This is a genomic window from Nocardia sp. CDC159, from assembly GCF_023740735.1.
Taxonomy (GTDB): domain Bacteria; phylum Actinomycetota; class Actinomycetes; order Mycobacteriales; family Mycobacteriaceae; genus Nocardia; species Nocardia pulmonis.
The window spans coordinates 188,439-204,816 of record NZ_JAMRXH010000009.1 but is presented as its reverse complement, the minus strand read 5'-3'; the positions used below and the strand labels follow the sequence as shown (position 1 = coordinate 204,816).

15 protein-coding genes and 1 pseudogene are annotated in these 16,378 nt (G+C 68.9%); 8 read left to right on the top strand and 8 right to left on the bottom strand.

What is annotated here, in order from left to right; all coding sequences use genetic code 11:
- The first annotated feature begins 40 nt into the window (after positions 1 to 40).
- Complete coding sequence (locus NDR87_RS21190; protein ID WP_251914757.1) at positions 41 to 478, top strand: Clp protease N-terminal domain-containing protein; 438 nt, start codon at positions 41 to 43, stop codon at positions 476 to 478.
- Here NDR87_RS21190 and NDR87_RS21185 read toward each other — a convergent pair.
- From NDR87_RS21185 to NDR87_RS21175, 3 genes are read right to left on the bottom strand one after another with little or no spacing between them, the layout of a single operon-like run.
- Positions 475 to 912: a MarR family winged helix-turn-helix transcriptional regulator gene (locus tag NDR87_RS21185; RefSeq protein WP_251914756.1), complete on the bottom strand. Its 438-nt coding sequence runs from the start codon at positions 910 to 912 to the stop codon at positions 475 to 477. The two genes, NDR87_RS21190 and NDR87_RS21185, sit on opposite strands and share 4 nt — an antisense overlap.
- The gene (locus NDR87_RS21180) at positions 909 to 1,994 is read right to left on the bottom strand and encodes an isopenicillin N synthase family oxygenase (protein ID WP_251914755.1); all 1,086 of its coding nucleotides are present in this window, start codon (positions 1,992 to 1,994) and stop codon (positions 909 to 911) included. The genes NDR87_RS21185 and NDR87_RS21180 overlap by 4 nt, the downstream gene beginning before the upstream one ends.
- Positions 1,975 to 3,342, bottom strand: coding sequence for a solute carrier family 23 protein (locus tag NDR87_RS21175; RefSeq protein ID WP_251914754.1), 1,368 nt, complete (start codon positions 3,340 to 3,342; stop codon positions 1,975 to 1,977). The genes NDR87_RS21180 and NDR87_RS21175 overlap by 20 nt, the downstream gene beginning before the upstream one ends.
- A gap of 180 nt (positions 3,343 to 3,522) precedes the next feature.
- On the opposite strand from NDR87_RS21175, the gene pucL reads away from it, so the two are divergent.
- The gene (pucL, locus tag NDR87_RS21170) at positions 3,523 to 4,443 is read left to right on the top strand and encodes a factor-independent urate hydroxylase (protein WP_251914753.1); all 921 of its coding nucleotides are present in this window, start codon (positions 3,523 to 3,525) and stop codon (positions 4,441 to 4,443) included.
- Here pucL and NDR87_RS21165 read toward each other — a convergent pair.
- The 4 genes from NDR87_RS21165 to NDR87_RS21150 form a co-directional block, all read right to left on the bottom strand.
- Positions 4,425 to 6,026, bottom strand: a complete 1,602-nt coding sequence (locus tag NDR87_RS21165; RefSeq protein WP_251914752.1) for a PucR family transcriptional regulator — start codon at positions 6,024 to 6,026, stop codon at positions 4,425 to 4,427. The two genes, pucL and NDR87_RS21165, sit on opposite strands and share 19 nt — an antisense overlap.
- An 89-nt stretch (positions 6,027 to 6,115) precedes the next feature.
- Positions 6,116 to 7,186: a GTP-binding protein gene (locus NDR87_RS21160; RefSeq protein ID WP_251914751.1), complete on the bottom strand. Its 1,071-nt coding sequence runs from the start codon at positions 7,184 to 7,186 to the stop codon at positions 6,116 to 6,118.
- A gap of 31 nt (positions 7,187 to 7,217) precedes the next feature.
- Positions 7,218 to 9,377 carry an N-acetylmuramoyl-L-alanine amidase gene (locus tag NDR87_RS37920; protein ID WP_372494248.1) on the bottom strand — a complete coding sequence of 720 codons (2,160 nt, stop codon included), beginning with the start codon at positions 9,375 to 9,377 and terminating at the stop codon, positions 7,218 to 7,220.
- Positions 9,378 to 9,858: 481 nt separating this feature from the next.
- The gene (locus tag NDR87_RS21150) at positions 9,859 to 10,434 is read right to left on the bottom strand and encodes a sigma-70 family RNA polymerase sigma factor (RefSeq protein ID WP_251914750.1); all 576 of its coding nucleotides are present in this window, start codon (positions 10,432 to 10,434) and stop codon (positions 9,859 to 9,861) included.
- A 172-nt stretch (positions 10,435 to 10,606) separates the two neighbouring features.
- On the opposite strand from NDR87_RS21150, the gene NDR87_RS21145 reads away from it, so the two are divergent.
- The 6 genes and pseudogenes from NDR87_RS21145 to NDR87_RS21120 all read left to right on the top strand — a co-directional run bounded on the left by NDR87_RS21145 (position 10,607) and on the right by NDR87_RS21120 (position 15,001).
- Positions 10,607 to 11,008, top strand: coding sequence for a hypothetical protein (locus NDR87_RS21145; protein WP_251914749.1), 402 nt, complete (start codon positions 10,607 to 10,609; stop codon positions 11,006 to 11,008).
- Between the two features lie 54 nt (positions 11,009 to 11,062).
- The gene (galT, locus tag NDR87_RS21140; protein WP_251914748.1) at positions 11,063 to 12,154 is read left to right on the top strand and encodes a galactose-1-phosphate uridylyltransferase; all 1,092 of its coding nucleotides are present in this window, start codon (positions 11,063 to 11,065) and stop codon (positions 12,152 to 12,154) included.
- Positions 12,151 to 13,245 (top strand): galactokinase, encoded by a 1,095-nt coding sequence (gene galK / locus NDR87_RS21135; RefSeq protein ID WP_251914747.1) that lies wholly within the window; start codon positions 12,151 to 12,153, stop codon positions 13,243 to 13,245. Before galT ends, galK begins: the two co-directional genes overlap by 4 nt.
- Before the next feature lie 486 nt (positions 13,246 to 13,731).
- Positions 13,732 to 13,965, top strand: coding sequence for a DUF397 domain-containing protein (locus tag NDR87_RS21130; RefSeq protein WP_251914746.1), 234 nt, complete (start codon positions 13,732 to 13,734; stop codon positions 13,963 to 13,965).
- 36 nt (positions 13,966 to 14,001) lie between these two features.
- Positions 14,002 to 14,556: pseudogene (locus NDR87_RS21125) on the top strand (SDR family oxidoreductase); the annotation flags it as partial.
- Positions 14,557 to 14,851: 295 nt separating this feature from the next.
- Positions 14,852 to 15,001, top strand: a complete 150-nt coding sequence (locus tag NDR87_RS21120) for a hypothetical protein (RefSeq protein ID WP_251914745.1) — start codon at positions 14,852 to 14,854, stop codon at positions 14,999 to 15,001.
- Between the two features lie 345 nt (positions 15,002 to 15,346).
- Here the strand turns inward: NDR87_RS21120 and NDR87_RS21115 are convergent, their stop codons facing one another.
- Positions 15,347 to 16,333 carry a hypothetical protein gene (locus NDR87_RS21115; RefSeq protein WP_251914744.1) on the bottom strand — a complete coding sequence of 329 codons (987 nt, stop codon included), beginning with the start codon at positions 16,331 to 16,333 and terminating at the stop codon, positions 15,347 to 15,349.
- Positions 16,334 to 16,378: the final 45 nt, after the last annotated feature.

The following is a 16,378-nucleotide window of genomic DNA, read 5'->3' as shown; positions in this document are numbered from 1 at the left end:
ACCGCTTGTCCGCGAACGGCTCCGCCGAGATCATGGAGTGATGGCACCCTCGAACGACGGGCTGCCCGTCACGGCCCGCCTGCATTGGATCCTGGGTTATGCGGAGGCGGTGGCCCGCGAACGCGCCCACCCCGGCGTCGGCCCCGAACATCTGCAACTGGCCATCCTGCGCAACCGCAACGCCGTGCCGAACCGGGTGCTCGAGGTGCTCGGCCACGAGCCGGAGGCGGTGGCCGATATCGTCAGCGCCACCCTCGACGCCGCGACCGACCGCACCCCCGCCGACAAGTACCGAATCCTCGGGCCCGCGGCCGATATCGCGCGCGGGCTCGGACACGCCCACCTCGGCGCCGAACACGTCCAACTGGCCCTGCTGCGGGACCGCGACCGCGCCGCCGCGCGGGTACTGGCCGCCGCCGAGGTCGGCATCGAGGAGTTCGAGGCCGCCCTGACCGACCGGATCCGGATCTCCGACTAGCCTTCGGCCCGGCCCAGATTGCGCTCGATGGCGCGCAGCGCCCGCACCAACCGCTCCCGCTCCCCGGCATCGAGACTCACCAGCGCGCGGTCGACCACCCGATCGCTCTCCGCCTCGATCGCCCGCTCGAGCTCACGCCCGCGCGCGGTGAGATGCAGCCGGACCAGCCGCCGATCGGTGGCGTGCGGCTCGCGGCGCAGCAGGCCCGCGGCCTCCATGCGGCTGGTCGCGCGGGTGACCGTCGGCGTCGACAACCCCAGCCGCTTGGCGACCTCGCCCGGCGCGAGACCGTCCTCGGCCCACAGGCAGCGGAGGATGAACTGCTGCCCCTCGTAGACGCCGTGCCGGGCATAGGCCGCGGCCGCGGCGTTCATCAGGGCTTGTTTGGCCGCCCAGAAGGCGTTCTGGAATTCGGCGCCGGACTGGTCGTTCATGGTGGGTTCAGCGTATCCACACCGTCGGAGGGACTTTCGCGGGCCGCGCGCACCCGCGCCGCCTCCGGTCCGGCATTGCGATTGCGCCTGCCGTGGCGGGAACCCGCCAGCTTGGCCCGGATGTGATCGCGCACCAGGATCGGCTCGTAGGCCGAACCGTCGGCGTCGATATGGTCGGGCAGGGTGGCGATCACGGCGTCGACATTGCCGTCGTGGAAGAACGCGGCGGAGCGGCGGCGGCGAATCGTGCCGTCCACCACCGGCGGGCGCACCCGGTGCAGCGTCGACAGCCAGCGGTCGTTGGTCAGCCGCGCGGTCAGATCACCCAGATTCACCAGCAGCGCACCGGGTTCCGGGACGACGTCGTGCCAGCGCGAGTCGGCGCCGAGCACCTGCAGCCCGGCGATCCGGTCGGCCCACAGCACGGTGACGATGCCGAAGTCGGTGTGCTCGCCCATTCCGATCAGCTCGCCGCCCCCGACCCGGGTGCCCGGCGGCAGGGCGTAGTTGTTCATGCGCAGCACATCGATGGAGTGGTCGGTGAGCCGGGCGAAGAAGTCCGGTTCCAGGCCGAGGGCGGCGGCGAAGATGGTGGTCAGTGTGCGAGCCACCCGTGCGGCGTGCCCGTAGTAGGTCTGCGCCGCGGCCTGGAAACCGGCGAGGTCCGGCCACACGTTCAGGCCGTAGTCGTCCTCCGACAGCGCCAGTTCGGGGAACCAGCGCGCCTCCGCGCCGACATTGAACGCCTCGAAGAAATCGTTCATCCGCGTCGCGGATTCGATGCCCAGGCTCAGCGACAGTGCCTCGCTCCGGGGCGGACTGTAGCCGCGATTGGCGCCGACCACCCGATAGGAGTTCTTGAATTCCGCTGGGCTGGCGAAGAATTCATCGATCGCCCCGGCCAGCCCGGCAATGACCTCGTCGGGTATGCCGTGACCCCGTACCTGCATGAAACCGACCCGGGCGCAGGCCGCATCCACCTCCCGCGCCACCCGCTCCCGCTCGACCGCACCGCCCCCGGACACATAGGCGGAGATATCGATGGCGGGGACATCGAACGATTCAGGCTGTGACCGATTCATGCGCACCTCCCGCGGTGGTGGTCGTCTGGTCCCGGCCCCGGCGCGCGAAGACGCCGACCCTGGTGTGATTGAACACCAGATTGAGCGCGAACGAGGTGACCGCCGCCAGGGTGATTCCGCTGTTGAGCAGGATCTGCGCCGAGGACGGGAACTTCGCGAACATGTCCTCGGTCAGCACCGGAATCAGCCCCACGCCGATCGATACGGCCACGATCGTGAAATTCACCCGATCACCGAGATCGGCCTTGCGCAGCGTGTCGACCCCGACGACGGTGATGGTCGCGAACAACACCAGCCCGACCCCGCCGACCACCGGTCCCGGCACCGCCGCGACCACCGCACCGAAGCGCGGAAGCAGGCCCAGCACAACGAGAATCGCGCCGCTGACCGCCGTCACGTAGCGGCTGAACACCCGCGTGGTGGCCACCGCGCCGACGTTCTGGTTGAAGATCGTGTCCACGAACGAGCTGAACACCCCGGCCAGCACCGCCGACAGGCCGTCACCGGCCAGGCCGCGGGCGATATCCTTGCGGCCCAGCCGCTTTCCGGTGATCTCGCTGATCGCCAGCAGGCTCGCGGTCGATTCCGCGAACACCACCGCGATCGCGACGCTCATAGCCACCACCCCGGCGATCGGGAACTGCGGCGCGCCGAAATAGAACGGATGCGGCAGCCCGAACCACGAGGCCTGGGAAACGTCGCCGAAATTCAACAGCCCGAAGGGAATCGCCAGCAGCACACCGGCGATCAGCGCGATCAGCACACCCAGCTGCGACCACACCCCGCGCCCCAGACAGGTGAACACCACCGCGATCACCAGCACCACCGCGGCCACCGCGATCCGGCCGGGCGCGGCGAAGCCGGCCGCCTCGGCATCGCTGCCCACGATCAGCCCGCCCGCGACCCCGATCAGCGAGATGCCGACCACGGTCAGGACGGTGCCGGACACCAGCGCCGGAAAGAACCGCACGATCAGCGCGAACGGCCAGGCCAGCGCCACCCCGACCACGCCCCCGATCAGCATCGAGCCGTACACCGCGGGCAGCCCGTACTCCTTGGCGATGAGGATCATGGGCGTGAGCGCGACGAAGGTCGCCCCGCATACGATCGGCAACCGCGCGCCCACCACCCGCCCCACCCCGAGGCTCTGCACCACCGTGACGATTCCGGCGACCAGCAGATCGGCGCTGATCAGAATTCCGATCGTGGCCCGGTCCAGTCCGGCGGCCGCACCGAAGACCAGGGGTACCGTGACGCACCCGGTATACATGATGAGGACGTGCTGGACACCGAACAGCACAAGCTGCGCGACCGGCAATCGGGTGTCGACGGACTGTGGTGTTGCCATGGTGACTCCATACCGTGATGACGTGGAACAACGGTAGATCGCCCGCCCGGCGGCCGATCTTGTCCGAAGGTCCGAACCGGCGGCCGGGCGGCCGACCGGATTTTGTGGGTAGTACAGAGCGGGACCGGCCCGCGGTGGGCCACAGTGAACAGCGATGGATCGTCGAGCGCGGGAGTGAGCATGACCGATTTGACCGGCAAGATCGTCCTCGGCCCGAATCAGTACGGCAAGGCCGAGAACCGGGTGGTGCGCATCTACCGGGACACCGACCGGCACGAGATCCGCGATCTCAACGTATCGACCTGTCTGCGTGGCGATTTCGAGCCCGCGCACGTGACCGGCGATCAGGGCACGGTGCTGCCCACCGATTCGCAGAAGCAGACCGTCTACGCCTACGCCAAGATCCACGGCCAGGGCAGCATCGAGGACTACGGGCTGGCCCTGGCCCGGCATTTCGTCGACGATATCGCCCCGGTGGCCTCGGCGCGGGTCGAGATCGAGGAGTACGCCTGGGAACGGGTCCGCGCGCAGGGCCGCCCGCACGAGCACACCTGGACCCGCACCGGCCCGGAGGTGCGGATCGCGGCGATCACGGTGGCGGGCAGCGGGCCCGGACGCCGGGAATGGGTGATCGGCGGCGTCAAGGATCTGGTGATCCTCAAATCGACCGGTTCGGAGTTCGCGGGCTTTCTGACCGATCCGTTCACGGTGCTCGAACCGACCCACGATCGGGTGATGGCAACGAGTCTGGTGGCGCGCTGGCGCTTCGCCGCCGCCCCCGCCGACTGGGACGCCACCCACGCCGGCATTCGCGCGGTGCTGGTGGAGCGATTCGCGGTGCTGCAGTCGAAGGCGTTGCAGCAGACGCTGTTCGATATGGGCCGCGCCGCCCTGGAGGCCTATCCGTGCCTGGCCGAGGTCCGGCTGTCGGCGCCCAACAAACATCATTTCTCCTACGATCTGGGCCGTTTCGGCATCGATAACGCGGGCGAGGTCTTCCATGCCGACGACCGGCCGTACGGCCTCATCCAGGCGAGCGTGTCGCGCGAGGACGCCCCCGATGCCGGAATCGCCTGGGACCCTTACACCGGGGCCGTGTAGGCGCGCACGGCGAGATACAGATCGAGCCGGTCGTCCAGCCGCCCGAGATCGCGACCGGTGAGCTCCTCCACCCGTCCGATGCGGTAGCGAACGGTGTTGAGATGCAAGTGCATTCGATCCGCGGCCTGCCGCCAGGACCCGGCGCAGCCGAGGAAGATCTCGAGCGTCTGCAGCAGTCCCGCGCCGGTGCGGCGGTCGTAGTCGACGATCGGGCCGAGCACGCGTTCGGCGAAGCGCCGTTGCAGTCCGTCGGGGACCGCGGTGAGCAGGCCGACGGCCGAGTCGACATCGGCGATCCGAATGCTCACCACCTCCGCGGTCGGCACCGACGCCGCGGCGGCCGCCGAAGCGACTGTGCCGGAGACGGATTCGCCGCTTCGGCAGGAACTGATGCCGACCCGCAGGCGTACCCCGCGCAGCGCCGGACGCAGCCGTCCGAGGCGGCGGCGCAACTCGTCGGCCACCTCTCGCTCGCCCCCGGTTGTCCAGGCGATGATCCGGCCCTCTCGATCGAGTTCGGTACGCGCCGTGGGGAGAATCTCGTGCACGAGCATTCGCAGGTCGTCCGGATCCGAAAGCGTGCCGTTGCGTCCACGAGCCGTGGTCGTCGCCTCCGGGTCGCGGTCCGAGGTCGCAGCGCGGCGCTGCTGGCCGAGCGGCGGTGTGCCGGAGTCGATCGGCTCGGTCGGGGACTCCGCGGGGTGCGAGATAGCCTCGACCGCACCGGCGTTCGATCGAGTAACCGCCTGAACCACCACGGCGACCGCGCCCTCCGGAAGCGGGTCGATCCGATCGGGATTGTCGATCTCCCAGCGCAGGCGCAGGCGTTCGCGGTGACGCATTCGGTACAGCTCGGCGACCGCGGCCAGATCCGCGCCGGAGTCGTCGATTTCGGCGTCGTCGCGAATCACGAGATACCACAGCGATATTCGGTCACCCATTCGGCCGCCGACCGGCCACACCGCATATCCGTCGGGCAGGGTGACGGGTAGGCGGGGGGCGGCGGCGGCCGATCCGATCAGAGTGTCGATCTGGTCCTCGGTCAGCGGCGCCGTGCCCGCGATCGGGGCGCCCGTCCCGGTCAGCAGCCAGGCGGCGATGTCTTCGTCGCGGGCGAATTCGGTGAGCAGGTCGTTCGGATCGCCACCGGCGGCCACCGTGGCGAGCAGGCGGCGCTGGCGGGCCAGACCGGATTTGACTCGGCGCAAACGGGTTTCGGCATTGCGCGCGGCGAGATGTTCGATGAGGCGGCTGAACGGGAGGGTCTGCGGGGCCTCCAGCAGCGGCAGGTCGTGCTGGCGGCAGGCGGCGATCACATCGTCGGGGACGTGGCCGTGCAGCGAGCGTCCGGCCGCGACGGCGGCCGCTCCGGCCCGGGCCAGCACACCGATGTAGGGCGCGCTGTCGGTCGGATCGCGCCGCCAGACCAGACCGGTGCAGACCAGCGCGCCCGGGGTGACGAACGGCGTGGGATCGGGCATATCGGTGACGCAGGCGCGGGTGACGGGGCGGTGCAGCGCCGCGGCGTCACCGTGCAGCAACCGCAGGCCGAGCGGCTCGGCCAATATGTCCCGCAACTGCACGGCACACCTCCGGTAAGTGGTACGAATGTGCCGTCACGGTAGAACCGCGGTGTTGCGGAGCTGTTTCGGCGATGTCACGCCGAATGGGATCACTCGGGCATATCGGCGTACTCGAGGGTGTCGCTGAGTTCGCGGGGCACATAGTGCCAGATGCCGAGCAGGGTCTGCGCGTCGAGCGGTTCGGTGTCGGCGTGGAGCGCGTCGCGCAGCCGGGTCGTGACGGCATCGGCGGCCATTCCCGATCCGATGAATACCACGCAGGTCTCACCGGATTCGGCGCGCGACGGCGGCACCGGCTCGAACACCACGTGTCGGCCGACCATGTGCAGCAGGAACTTTCGATGCTCCCCGGCCACACCGAAGACGATGTGCCCCTTGGCCCGGAACAGCCCGCGCGGTGGATTCTCGAGGAATTCGACCAGCCGCCGCGGGTCCAGCGGCGTCGCGCTGGTGAAGGTCACGGTGTCGTAGCCGTCGTGCAGGTGGTGATGGCCGTCACCGTCGTGGTGATCGTGGTCGGCGAGCAGTTCGTCGAAGCTGAGCTGTTCGGCGACGGACGGCTCGCCGCGCTGGGGCACGTCGAACAGCAGGTGCGGATCGATGCGGCCGTGCGCGGTGGCATACACCGGCGCCGCGCCGACCACCTCGGTGAGCTCGGCACGCAGCCGCTCCAGCCGCTCGGCGGGCACCCGGTCGGCCTTGTTGAGCACGATCAGATCGGCCAGCCGCAGATGGGTGGCCAGTTCCGGATGGCGGGCCCGGCTGTCGTCGAAATGTTCGGCGTCGACCACCTCGAGCAGTCCGCCGTAGTGGATACGCGGATTGTCGCTGCCGATCACCATGCGGATCAGATTGCGCGGTTCGGCCAATCCGCTGGCCTCCACAACGATCACATCGATCCGGTTGCGCGGCTGGGACAGGCGGTCGAACATCTCGTCCAGCTCACCCACGTCGACCGCGCAGCACACGCAGCCGTTGCCGAGTGACACCATGGCGTCTACCTGGCCCGCCACCAGCATCGCGTCGATGTTCACGGCCCCGAAGTCGTTGACCACGACTCCGATCCGCGCGTCCCGCCGCCGCAACAGGTGATTGAGCAGCGTCGTCTTTCCGGCGCCGAGAAATCCGGCCACGATCAGTACAGGAATGCCCCGATCCACCCGACCGACCTTACCGCCGGGCGGACCGGCGCTATTTCACCCACGGGGAGATGAGCGTGGCGACCAGGTTGTAGGCGAGATTGATCAGCTCGGCATTGGTGGCCGCATCGCCGAGCCCCAGCGATTTGGCCAGCGGCAGCAGCAGATGCATGGCCGTGGTCACCAGCGTGCCCATCGCGGCCGTGGTGTCCGGGGTCGTGGTCCCGGTTCCGGGCTGCGTCTGGGTGCCCAGCCCCTGGGTGCCCGGCTGTCCCTGGGTGCCGGGCAGGGCCTGGGTCCCGGGCAGGGCCTGGGTCCCGGGCATGGGTTGGGTTCCCGGCATCGCCTGATATCCGGGCGCGGCCGGAGCACCCGGCGCGACCGGAGCCGGATATCCACCCGGAGCCTGCTGCGCGTATCCGCCGGGAGCCGACGGCGCGGTCCCCGGCGACGTATTCGGCACAGCGCGCGCCCATTCCCGCGGATCGGCCGGAATCGCCCCGGCCGGAGCGGGAGCGATCTGCCGACCGCCCTGCGAACCGGTCGGCGGCAGCGGCACATTGGATCCGGCGCCCGTGGGCGCCGATCCACCGAGACCGTAGCCGTCGGACGGCAGCGCGTCCGCCACACCCGGCAGCGCCGCATCCGGAGTCGCCACACCCGCCCCGGGCACGATCACCCCCGGCACGGGTGCTGGGACCTGCGCGGCACCGCCGGGCGCGGCCTGCGCCCCCGGAAGCGGAGCGATCTGCCCGGAAGCACCGGCGGGCACCTGCCCACTCGGATACGAATCACCCTGTCCCGCCGCCGCTCCCGGCACGCCGGTGCCGTTCGGCGCGGGAGCGACGACCGCACCCGGAAGCCCGTCGGCCTGCCCCGCGGCAGCCCCCGAACCGGGAACACCACCCGGCGCGGGTGCGACAGCCGCACTCGACCGCATATCGGTTTGCCCCGCGGCGGGGGCACCAACCGGCGCGGGGACGATCACGGCTCCCGGATCGGCGACACCCGACGAGGGCGCGACACCCGCACCCGGCGGCGTATCAACCTGTCCCGCGGCCACTCCCGGACCGGCGACACCACCTGGCAGGGGGGCGGCACCCGCTCCCGGCAGCGTATCGGGCTGTCCCACGACGACTCCCGAACTCGGGACACCACTCGGCACCGAGGCAACCACACCACTCGGAGTACCGGTCTGTCCCGCGGCGACCCCCGGTGCGGCGGCGCCACCCGGAAGCTTATTCGCTTGTCCCGCAACGGCTCCCGGGCCGCCCGGCGCGGGGGCGGGCGGGGGCGTATCGCTGCGCCCGGCAGCGAATCCCGGAGCGGCGGTGCCGTTCGGCTGGGCGGCCGCGGGGCCCGGGTCGACCACCGGGGCCGGTTCGGGGGTGCGGGCGGTGGCGGGGTCGACCGGGATGTCGAGGAGGTAGCTCACCAGGCCGGTGGTGATGGCGATGGCGTGGCGCAGGCGGCCCTCGGGGGATTCGAGCAGGGCCGCGTCCTCGGGGTTGGCGCCGTTGCCCATTTCCAGGAAGACCTCGGGGACCTGCGTCAGGGCGGGGTCCGCGATATCGGCGCGGGTCTGCAGGCCGTCGATCGTGCCCGCGTAGGTGGCGGCCGGGAAACCGGCGTGCAGATAGGCGTCGCGCATGGCCCGGGTCGCGGCGAGGCCAGCGGTGGACTGGACCTGGTCGGCCTTGGCGTCCGGAATCGGCAGCTGCGGGACGATCAGGTGGAAGCCGCGATCGCCGCCGGGCGCGCCGTCGGCGTGGATGCTCATGGCGATATCGGCGCCGGAGGCGTTCGCCGCCGCCGCACGCTCGTCGACACAGCCGCCCCAGCCGGTATCGTCCGGTCGGCTCAGCACCACGCGGGCGCCCAGCGCCTCGAGCGACTGCTTGACCATCTGGGCGACGTTCCAGTTGATGGTGTGCTCCGGAACCCCGTGCAGCGTGGTCATGCCGGTGGTCTGGCAGGCCTTCGTGCCGCCGCGCCCGTCGGAGACCTGACGTTCGAGGTTCTCGGTGTGGTTGGGCCCCTGATGGCCGGGGTCGAGGAATACTGTCTTGCCCGCGAGTCTCGTCCCCATCACCGCCGAGGGTGGGGTATCCGCCGACGGATCGGCGAGGGCGGCCGCCGGGACCGCGGCGGCGAGGGCCGTCGCTCCGACGGCGAGGCAGAGACCGGACCTGATGACGCTTGGCTGTTTCATGTGCGGACGGCACTCCCGGGTGGGAGCACCCCTCCCTTCCCACTAGTAACACCAAACCCAGTGGTTCACTCTGACAACGGCAGTATCGCACAGGCAAGCACAGTTACTGAACCGTTACTGCTGTCCGGCGGCGCCCGGAAGGCAAATCCATCGCTCACGCGCGCAGAATCCGATCCCCTCCCCCGTATCGCCCGCGTGTCGAGCCGCCGCGCAGCGGGACCGGCGGTGACGCTGCCGTCCGGGCGGTAGCGGCTGCCGTGACATGGGCGGTGATCGCACCGACCGACACCGCACCGGCCCGACACCTCAGCTGTGTCCAGGTGGTGGAGAGATCGGGAACGATCCGGTGACCGGCCGAGTGACGACCGCGTCACCTACGGCCTCCCCACCCGATCGGAACCTCCGAGACTCGCGTCAGCACATCTCGAGCTATCGATACGTCGGCGGTGCCGGAAGAGCAGGCGGCGCAGTCGATCAGCACTCACGCGCCCAGCGGCAGCCTCCGCAGCGACCGCAGGGCGTAGTGCACCCGGGTCTTGACCGTGCCCACCGGAACACCGAGATCCGCCGCCACGTCCTGATAGGCCCGATCGCGCAGGATCACCTGCACGACCGCGTCGCGCTGAGCATCCGGCAGACCGGCCAGCAGGTCCGCGACCAACAGTCCGTCGGTCAGCGCCTCGGCGAAATCCGGTCCCGCCCACCGGGTATCGGCATCGACGAGCTCGTCCCAGCTGGCCTCGGCCGGCCGTACGGCCCGCATGCGACCGATATCGGTGAGCACATTGCGCTCGATCGTCAGCAGCCATGTCCGCACACTGCCCTTGTCCGGGTCGTAGGTGGCGCAACTGCGCCAGGCCCGCAGCAGGGTCTCCTGCACGGCGTGTTCGGCCAGCCCGGCATCGCCCAGCCGACGAGTCGCCCGCCAGTGCAGCAGCGCCTGGTCCGCGGCCAACACGGCCGCGAGCCCGTCGTCGGTGCACAGGCGCGCGCACCGGGTGCCACAGGCCGGATCGCTGTCCGGAGGAACGGGCCGAAGACCTCTCATGTCAGACATATCGCGACCCGAGTCCGGAACGACATCGGCCGCACGCGAGGAATTTTTTCGCCGCGTTATTTTCCGATTTCGACCAAACGGTTCGGTCGATTCTGATAGACCCGTGCGCGGAAGACGCGGGGACTTCCGCGGGCCGATCAGGGCCCGGAACATCAGTTCGAGGAGGACCGTCGTGCGCGCACGCACGCTCGCCATCGCGGGGGCCACGGCCGCCGCGGCCACCATGCTCGGCGCCGGATTCGCGGCCGCCGATCCGGCAACGATACCCGGCGACGGGCTGTATCGGGTGGGTGTCGACATCCAGCCCGGCATTTACCAGGCGCCCGGAACCAACGACCCGAATCACGGCTGTTTCTGGCGTCGGCTGCGCCATATTCAGCAGCCGGGCGACTACGCCGATCCCAATCACTACATCATCGCCAGCGACTTCACCTACTCCACCCCCGTCCGGGTGCTGATCAAGCCCACCGACGTCGCCTTCGCCAGCACCAACTGCGGCGCCTGGATCAAGGTCCCGCCGCCGCCGAATACCGGCTCGTACGGTCCGGGCGGACAGTTCGGCAGCGAGTACTGACCCGGGGGCCAAGGCCAATGTGAGCGCTCACATTTGCTGGGGTACTGTGACGCCGTGATCATCACGCGCCGCAGGCTCGCCGACGGCAGGGGCATCCTCTATTTCGATTCCGAGCCGACGACTCGTACCGCTGTCGACACCCGTGAGCTGCCGCGGACCACCACGCATTCGCAGCGACGCTTCGATCCGCTGCTGGGCGAGTGGGTGGTGATCGCCTCACACCGGCAGACCCGAACCTTCCTGCCGCCCGCCGATCTGTGCCCGCTGTGCCCCTCCACGCCCGAGCGCGCGACCGAGATCCCCGAATCCGATTATCAGGTGGCGGTTTTCGAGAACCGTTTCCCGTCGCTGTCGACCGCGGCCGACCCGGACGCCGCTGACACCGTGGCGGGTGCGCCGCTCACCCCGCTGCGCGACGGCTTCGGTCGCTGCGAGGTGGTGTGCTTCACGAGCAGGCATGACAGCTCGTTCGCCGAACTGGATCCCGCTCGCGCGCGGCTGGTAGTGGACGTCTGGGCCCAGCGCAGCGCCGAACTGGCCGAACTCGACGGCATCGCCCAGGTCTTCTGCTTCGAAAACCACGGCGAGGAGATCGGGGTGACGCTGTCGCATCCGCACGGCCAGATCTACGCCTACCCGTTCGTCACACCGCGCGTCGCCAAGATCACGGCCAATCTGGAACGGCATCGAAAGGTGCACGGCGCCAACCTGTTCGGCGATCTACTCGCCGCCGAACGCGCCGCCGGGGTGCGCGTGGTCGCGGCCAACGAGGAGTGGACCGCCTTCGTCCCGCCGTTCGCGCGCTGGCCCTACGAGGTGCAGCTGTTCCCGCATCGGCGCGTCCCCGATCTGCCCGATCTCGACGAGGCCCAGCGCGAATCCTTCGCCGGGCTGTACCTGGACATCCAGCGGCGCTTCGCGCACCGCTTCGACGCCCCGATGCCCTATGTGGCCGCCTGGAATCAGGCGCCCACACCGAAATCTGGTGCGCCGCGTGCGGATTGGTGGCTGCACCTACAGCTGTTCTCGATCCGCCGCGCTCCGGGCAAACTCAAGTATCTGGCCGGATCGGAGTCGGGTATGCAGGTGTTCATCAGCGACACCACGCCGGAGACGGTGGCGGCGGAACTGCGGGAGGTGCGGTGAACGGCGTCTGGGTCGCGCCCGGCCGGGTCAACATCATCGGCGAGCACACCGACTACAACGGCGGCTATGCGCTGCCGATCGCGCTGCCACAGGTGGTGACGTGCGCGGCGCGGGCGAGCGCGGACGGGCTGGTCCGGATCGGCTCGCGCCAGCATCCGGAAGATCATCTCTGTCAGACCATTTCGGGACTGGCCGACGCGGAGGTGGCGGGCTGGGCGCGCTATCCGCTGGGCGTGGTGCACGAATACGTCCGCCGCGGGCACCGGATCCCCGGCGTGGTCCTGGGTCTGGACGGCGCGGTCCCGGTCGGCGCGGGTCTGTCGTCCTCGGCGGCGGTGGAATGCTCGGTCGCCATCGCGCTGCGCGACCTGTTCGCGCTGCCGATCACCAACGCCGAGCTGATCGATATCGGCCGCGCGGCGGAAAACGATTACGTCGGGGCGGCCACCGGCACGCTGGATCAGTCCGCGTCGGTGCTGTGCACGGCCGGACACGCGCTGTTCCTGGATTTCGATACCGGCGCGCGGGCCCAGGTGCCCTTCGATCTGGCCGCGGCCGGACTGGAATTGCTGGTGATCGACACCAATACCCCGCATCAATTGGCCGACGGCGGATATGCCCGCCGCCGCGACGAATGCGAACGGGCCGCCGCGGCCCTGGGCGTGCGGTCGCTGCGGGCGATCACCGAGGTCGCCGACGTCCAGCGAATCGACGATCCCGTGCTGCGCCGGCGGGCGCGTCATATCGTGACCGAGAACGCCCGCGTCCTCGGCGTGGTCGAAATGTTGCGCGCGGGGCGGGACCCGCGGGCGATCGGCCCCCTTCTCACGGCCGGACATGCCTCACTGCGTGACGATTTCGAAATCTCCACCCCGCAATTGGACGCCGCCGTGGCGGCGGCGCTGACCGCGGGTGCGCACGGCGCGCGGATGGTGGGCGGCGGATTCGGCGGCAGCATCATCGCCCTGACCGATACCGGACGCACCCGCGACATCGTCCAATCGGTCGAGCAGCGCTTCCACCAGGAAGGTTTCACCGCGCCGCGCACCTTCGTGGCGGTGCCGTCGGCGGGCGCGCGACGAATCTCCTGAAGGTCCGTCAAATAACGAATTCCAGCGCTGCAAAATAACGACTCGCATGTCCTTTGTATCGCCACAGTCCAATTGGCTTGCGAATATGGCGAATTGAATTCGGTGGCGCATCGAGGCCACGCCCGTCGACGCTCGAGCGCGACTCCGACCCCGATCGCCGCGGCCAGGAGGCGGCGAGCAACATCTCCGCTTGGAAGTATCCGCTGTTCGCGCCTCGGTCGATCGCATCGAAGGCATATCGGCACCGATACGGCAACATCGTCGGCACGAGCCCGCCACGCCGAACGAGCCGGTCCCGGACGCCGGCCACCGGCGCAGCGGTCTGCGAATTCGGCGAACGGTCTACTCTCTTGAGAAACCGGCCGGTACGGTAAGGATGCGATTAGCACGGCAGCCGTGGGGAAAACCTACCTCATCCCAAAGATTTCCGGCCTTCTCCGAAGGTGCTCTCGCCCTACTCCTACAACCCCTCGTTGGGAGGTAACCATGACCGATCCGTATGCCGTTCGCATGGCAAAGGGTTCCGATATCGGTTGGCGCAAGTCGAGCTTCAGCGGGCCGGATGGCCACTGCGTGGAATGCGCGCGGCTGGCCGACGGCCGGGTGGCCGTGCGAAACAGCAATCACCCCTCGGCGGGCACGCTGTTGTTCACCCCCGCGGAGTGGCGGGCCTGGGTGCTGGGCTGCCGCGCCGGGGAATTCGACGATATGGCCACCTGACCGACGTCGGCGCGGGTCGGGCATTATCGTCGTGCCATGACCAGGCGCAGAATTCTCATTACCGGAGCCAGCTCCGGGCTCGGCGCGGGTATGGCTCGCGAATTCGCCTCGCGCGGAAGGGATCTCGCGTTGTGCGCCCGCCGCCTCGACAAACTCGAGGAATTGCGCGCGCGACTGGTGGCCGAGCATCCGGGTATCACCGTGGCCGTGCGGCGGCTCGACGTCGACGAGCATGCCACGATCCCGGCCGTGTTCGCGGCGCTGCGCGCCGAACTCGGCGGCCTGGATCGGGTGATCGTCAACGCCGGGCTCGGCAAGGGCGCGCGTCTGGGAACGGGCCGTGCGGATGCCAATATCCGCACGGCCACCACCAATTTCGTCAGTGCGCTGGCTCAGGCCGAGGCGGCCCTGGAAATCTTCCGCGATCAGCGCGACGGTCATCTGGTGCTGATCTCCTCGCTGAGCGCGGTGCGCGGGCTGCCGGGCAAGAAGGCCGCATATTCGGCCAGCAAGGCCGCGCTGTCCGCGCTCGGCGACGGCTTGGCGACCGAGCTACGCCGCGAGCCGATCGCGGTCACCACCGTCGAGCCGTCCATGGGCTAGGTAGCACTGTTCTAAAACACCTGTTAAACAGCGTTAGCGCCTCTCTCGCCTGGAAACCGGATTGCCCGAGGCGTTGTCGCTTCCATGGGCCTCGCGGCGATCTGCCACCTGTGCGGGTATCCCCTGGGCATGGAACACCCGCCTGTCTCGGCATAGGCGGCCTCTATCCGTTGCGTTTTCCACGCCTTGCTTGATCGGAATCCCGGTTGGCCGAACGAGATACGGGGAGTCGGGCAGTCGATACGGTTATCGGTGTAGAACCCGACCACCGGAAGGCAATGCAGTGACCACCAGCGAACCGACACCGGCCGACGAAGAGCAGACCACCACCCAACAGGATGCGGCCGCCGAGCAGGAGGACTCCAGGCGAGGAGAGCCCGAGATGCAGGCAATGAAGTCCGGCAAGTTCGACCCGTACACCGAGGGCGCATAGCTGACAGCACGCCCGGACCCAGGTAGCCGACACGTCACTCGGCTACCTGTGGGGGGTTGGGGGTCTGAATCTCTGCGCCGCGCCCGGCGGACCACGCCTCGGTGGCGTTCCTTCTACGCGCTCAGATTCGAGGCAAGGGGGGTGCATCCGCATCCGTGCTTTCGACGGCCGGGCCGGATGCCCCCTCACCCGGGTGTCGGCTCGAGCGGTGGGCATAGCGGCTCTGCCTCTGTACAGGTTTGGGAGTTTTCGCAGACAACACGGGGTCTCGAATATTCAGACCCCCACCCTGACTCATCGGCGGTGGTCAGGCCATTTTTTTACGACCCCGAAATCGCTGGGCGATTATCGCTCCCGGTTCATGCCTCGCTCTCTCTGGCGCGCCAGCTCGGCGGCTCGCCCGCGCACTGCCTCTGGTGCGGGGGCCATCCCCGGCAGGGTCACACCTGGCGGTGCTACCCCTCGCATCAGGTCGAGATGCTGAGCCAACTCCGACATACCGCGTGCGGCAAAGGCGCGCTGCTGCTCCTGGCGAGTCCGCTCCGCCTGTTCCATCGCTCTGGCGCGTTCCTCGCGGACCTTCTGTTCCTCCGCGCGTGCCCGCTCTTCACTTTGCACCACGTGCCCGAATGCTTCGAGTCCTTTCACCACGTCCTTGCGCTGGGCTTCGCGGTTCGCCTCCAGCGTCTTCGCCATCTCCTCCGCTTGGGCCTTGCTCAGACCGAGCGCGTTCAACGTGGCTTGTGCCTGCGCTCTCTCTTGGGTGCGGATCTCCTCCAAGGTCTTCGACATGCGCGCCTGTGCCTCTTTCAGGGCTTGCAGCTCTAACGCCTGGTTGCCTTGGCGCGCTTCGGCTATTCGGCGGTTCTGCTCGGCAACGTCCTTCGCGAGCTGTCTCTTCTTCTCTTCCAGCTCTTTTCGCTTGGTCTGGTCGAGAGTCTTCGCCAGCTCGTCGTCTCGCTCACGTTGAGCGCGCTCTTTCGCGATCTGCTTACCGAGGGCGATAGCTTGCCGGAACTGCTCATGCGTAACTCGCTCGATCTGAAACGCTTTCGGATATCGAGCCCGCAGACGGTCCATCTCGGCCTGCACCCTGGGGTCGAGTACCACGTTGGGCGCGAGTACCCAGCTGATCACCCAGCCGCGAGCCATCAGGTAACGATCTTTTTCCAGCTGTCTCAACGCCTCCGGGCCGACCCTGCCGGTCTTGTACTCTTTGGCCTGACGAGACTTCGGTAACGCGATGTCGTGGTAACGGGGTCCTAGCGATGTTCGAGCGTGAACTTCCTTCTTCCAGCCGTTCTTCTCAGTAAGCCCTTGAAGCCTGGCCATACCGTCCCGGAAGAAGTTGCCGAACTCACGGGATCGAGAGAACCG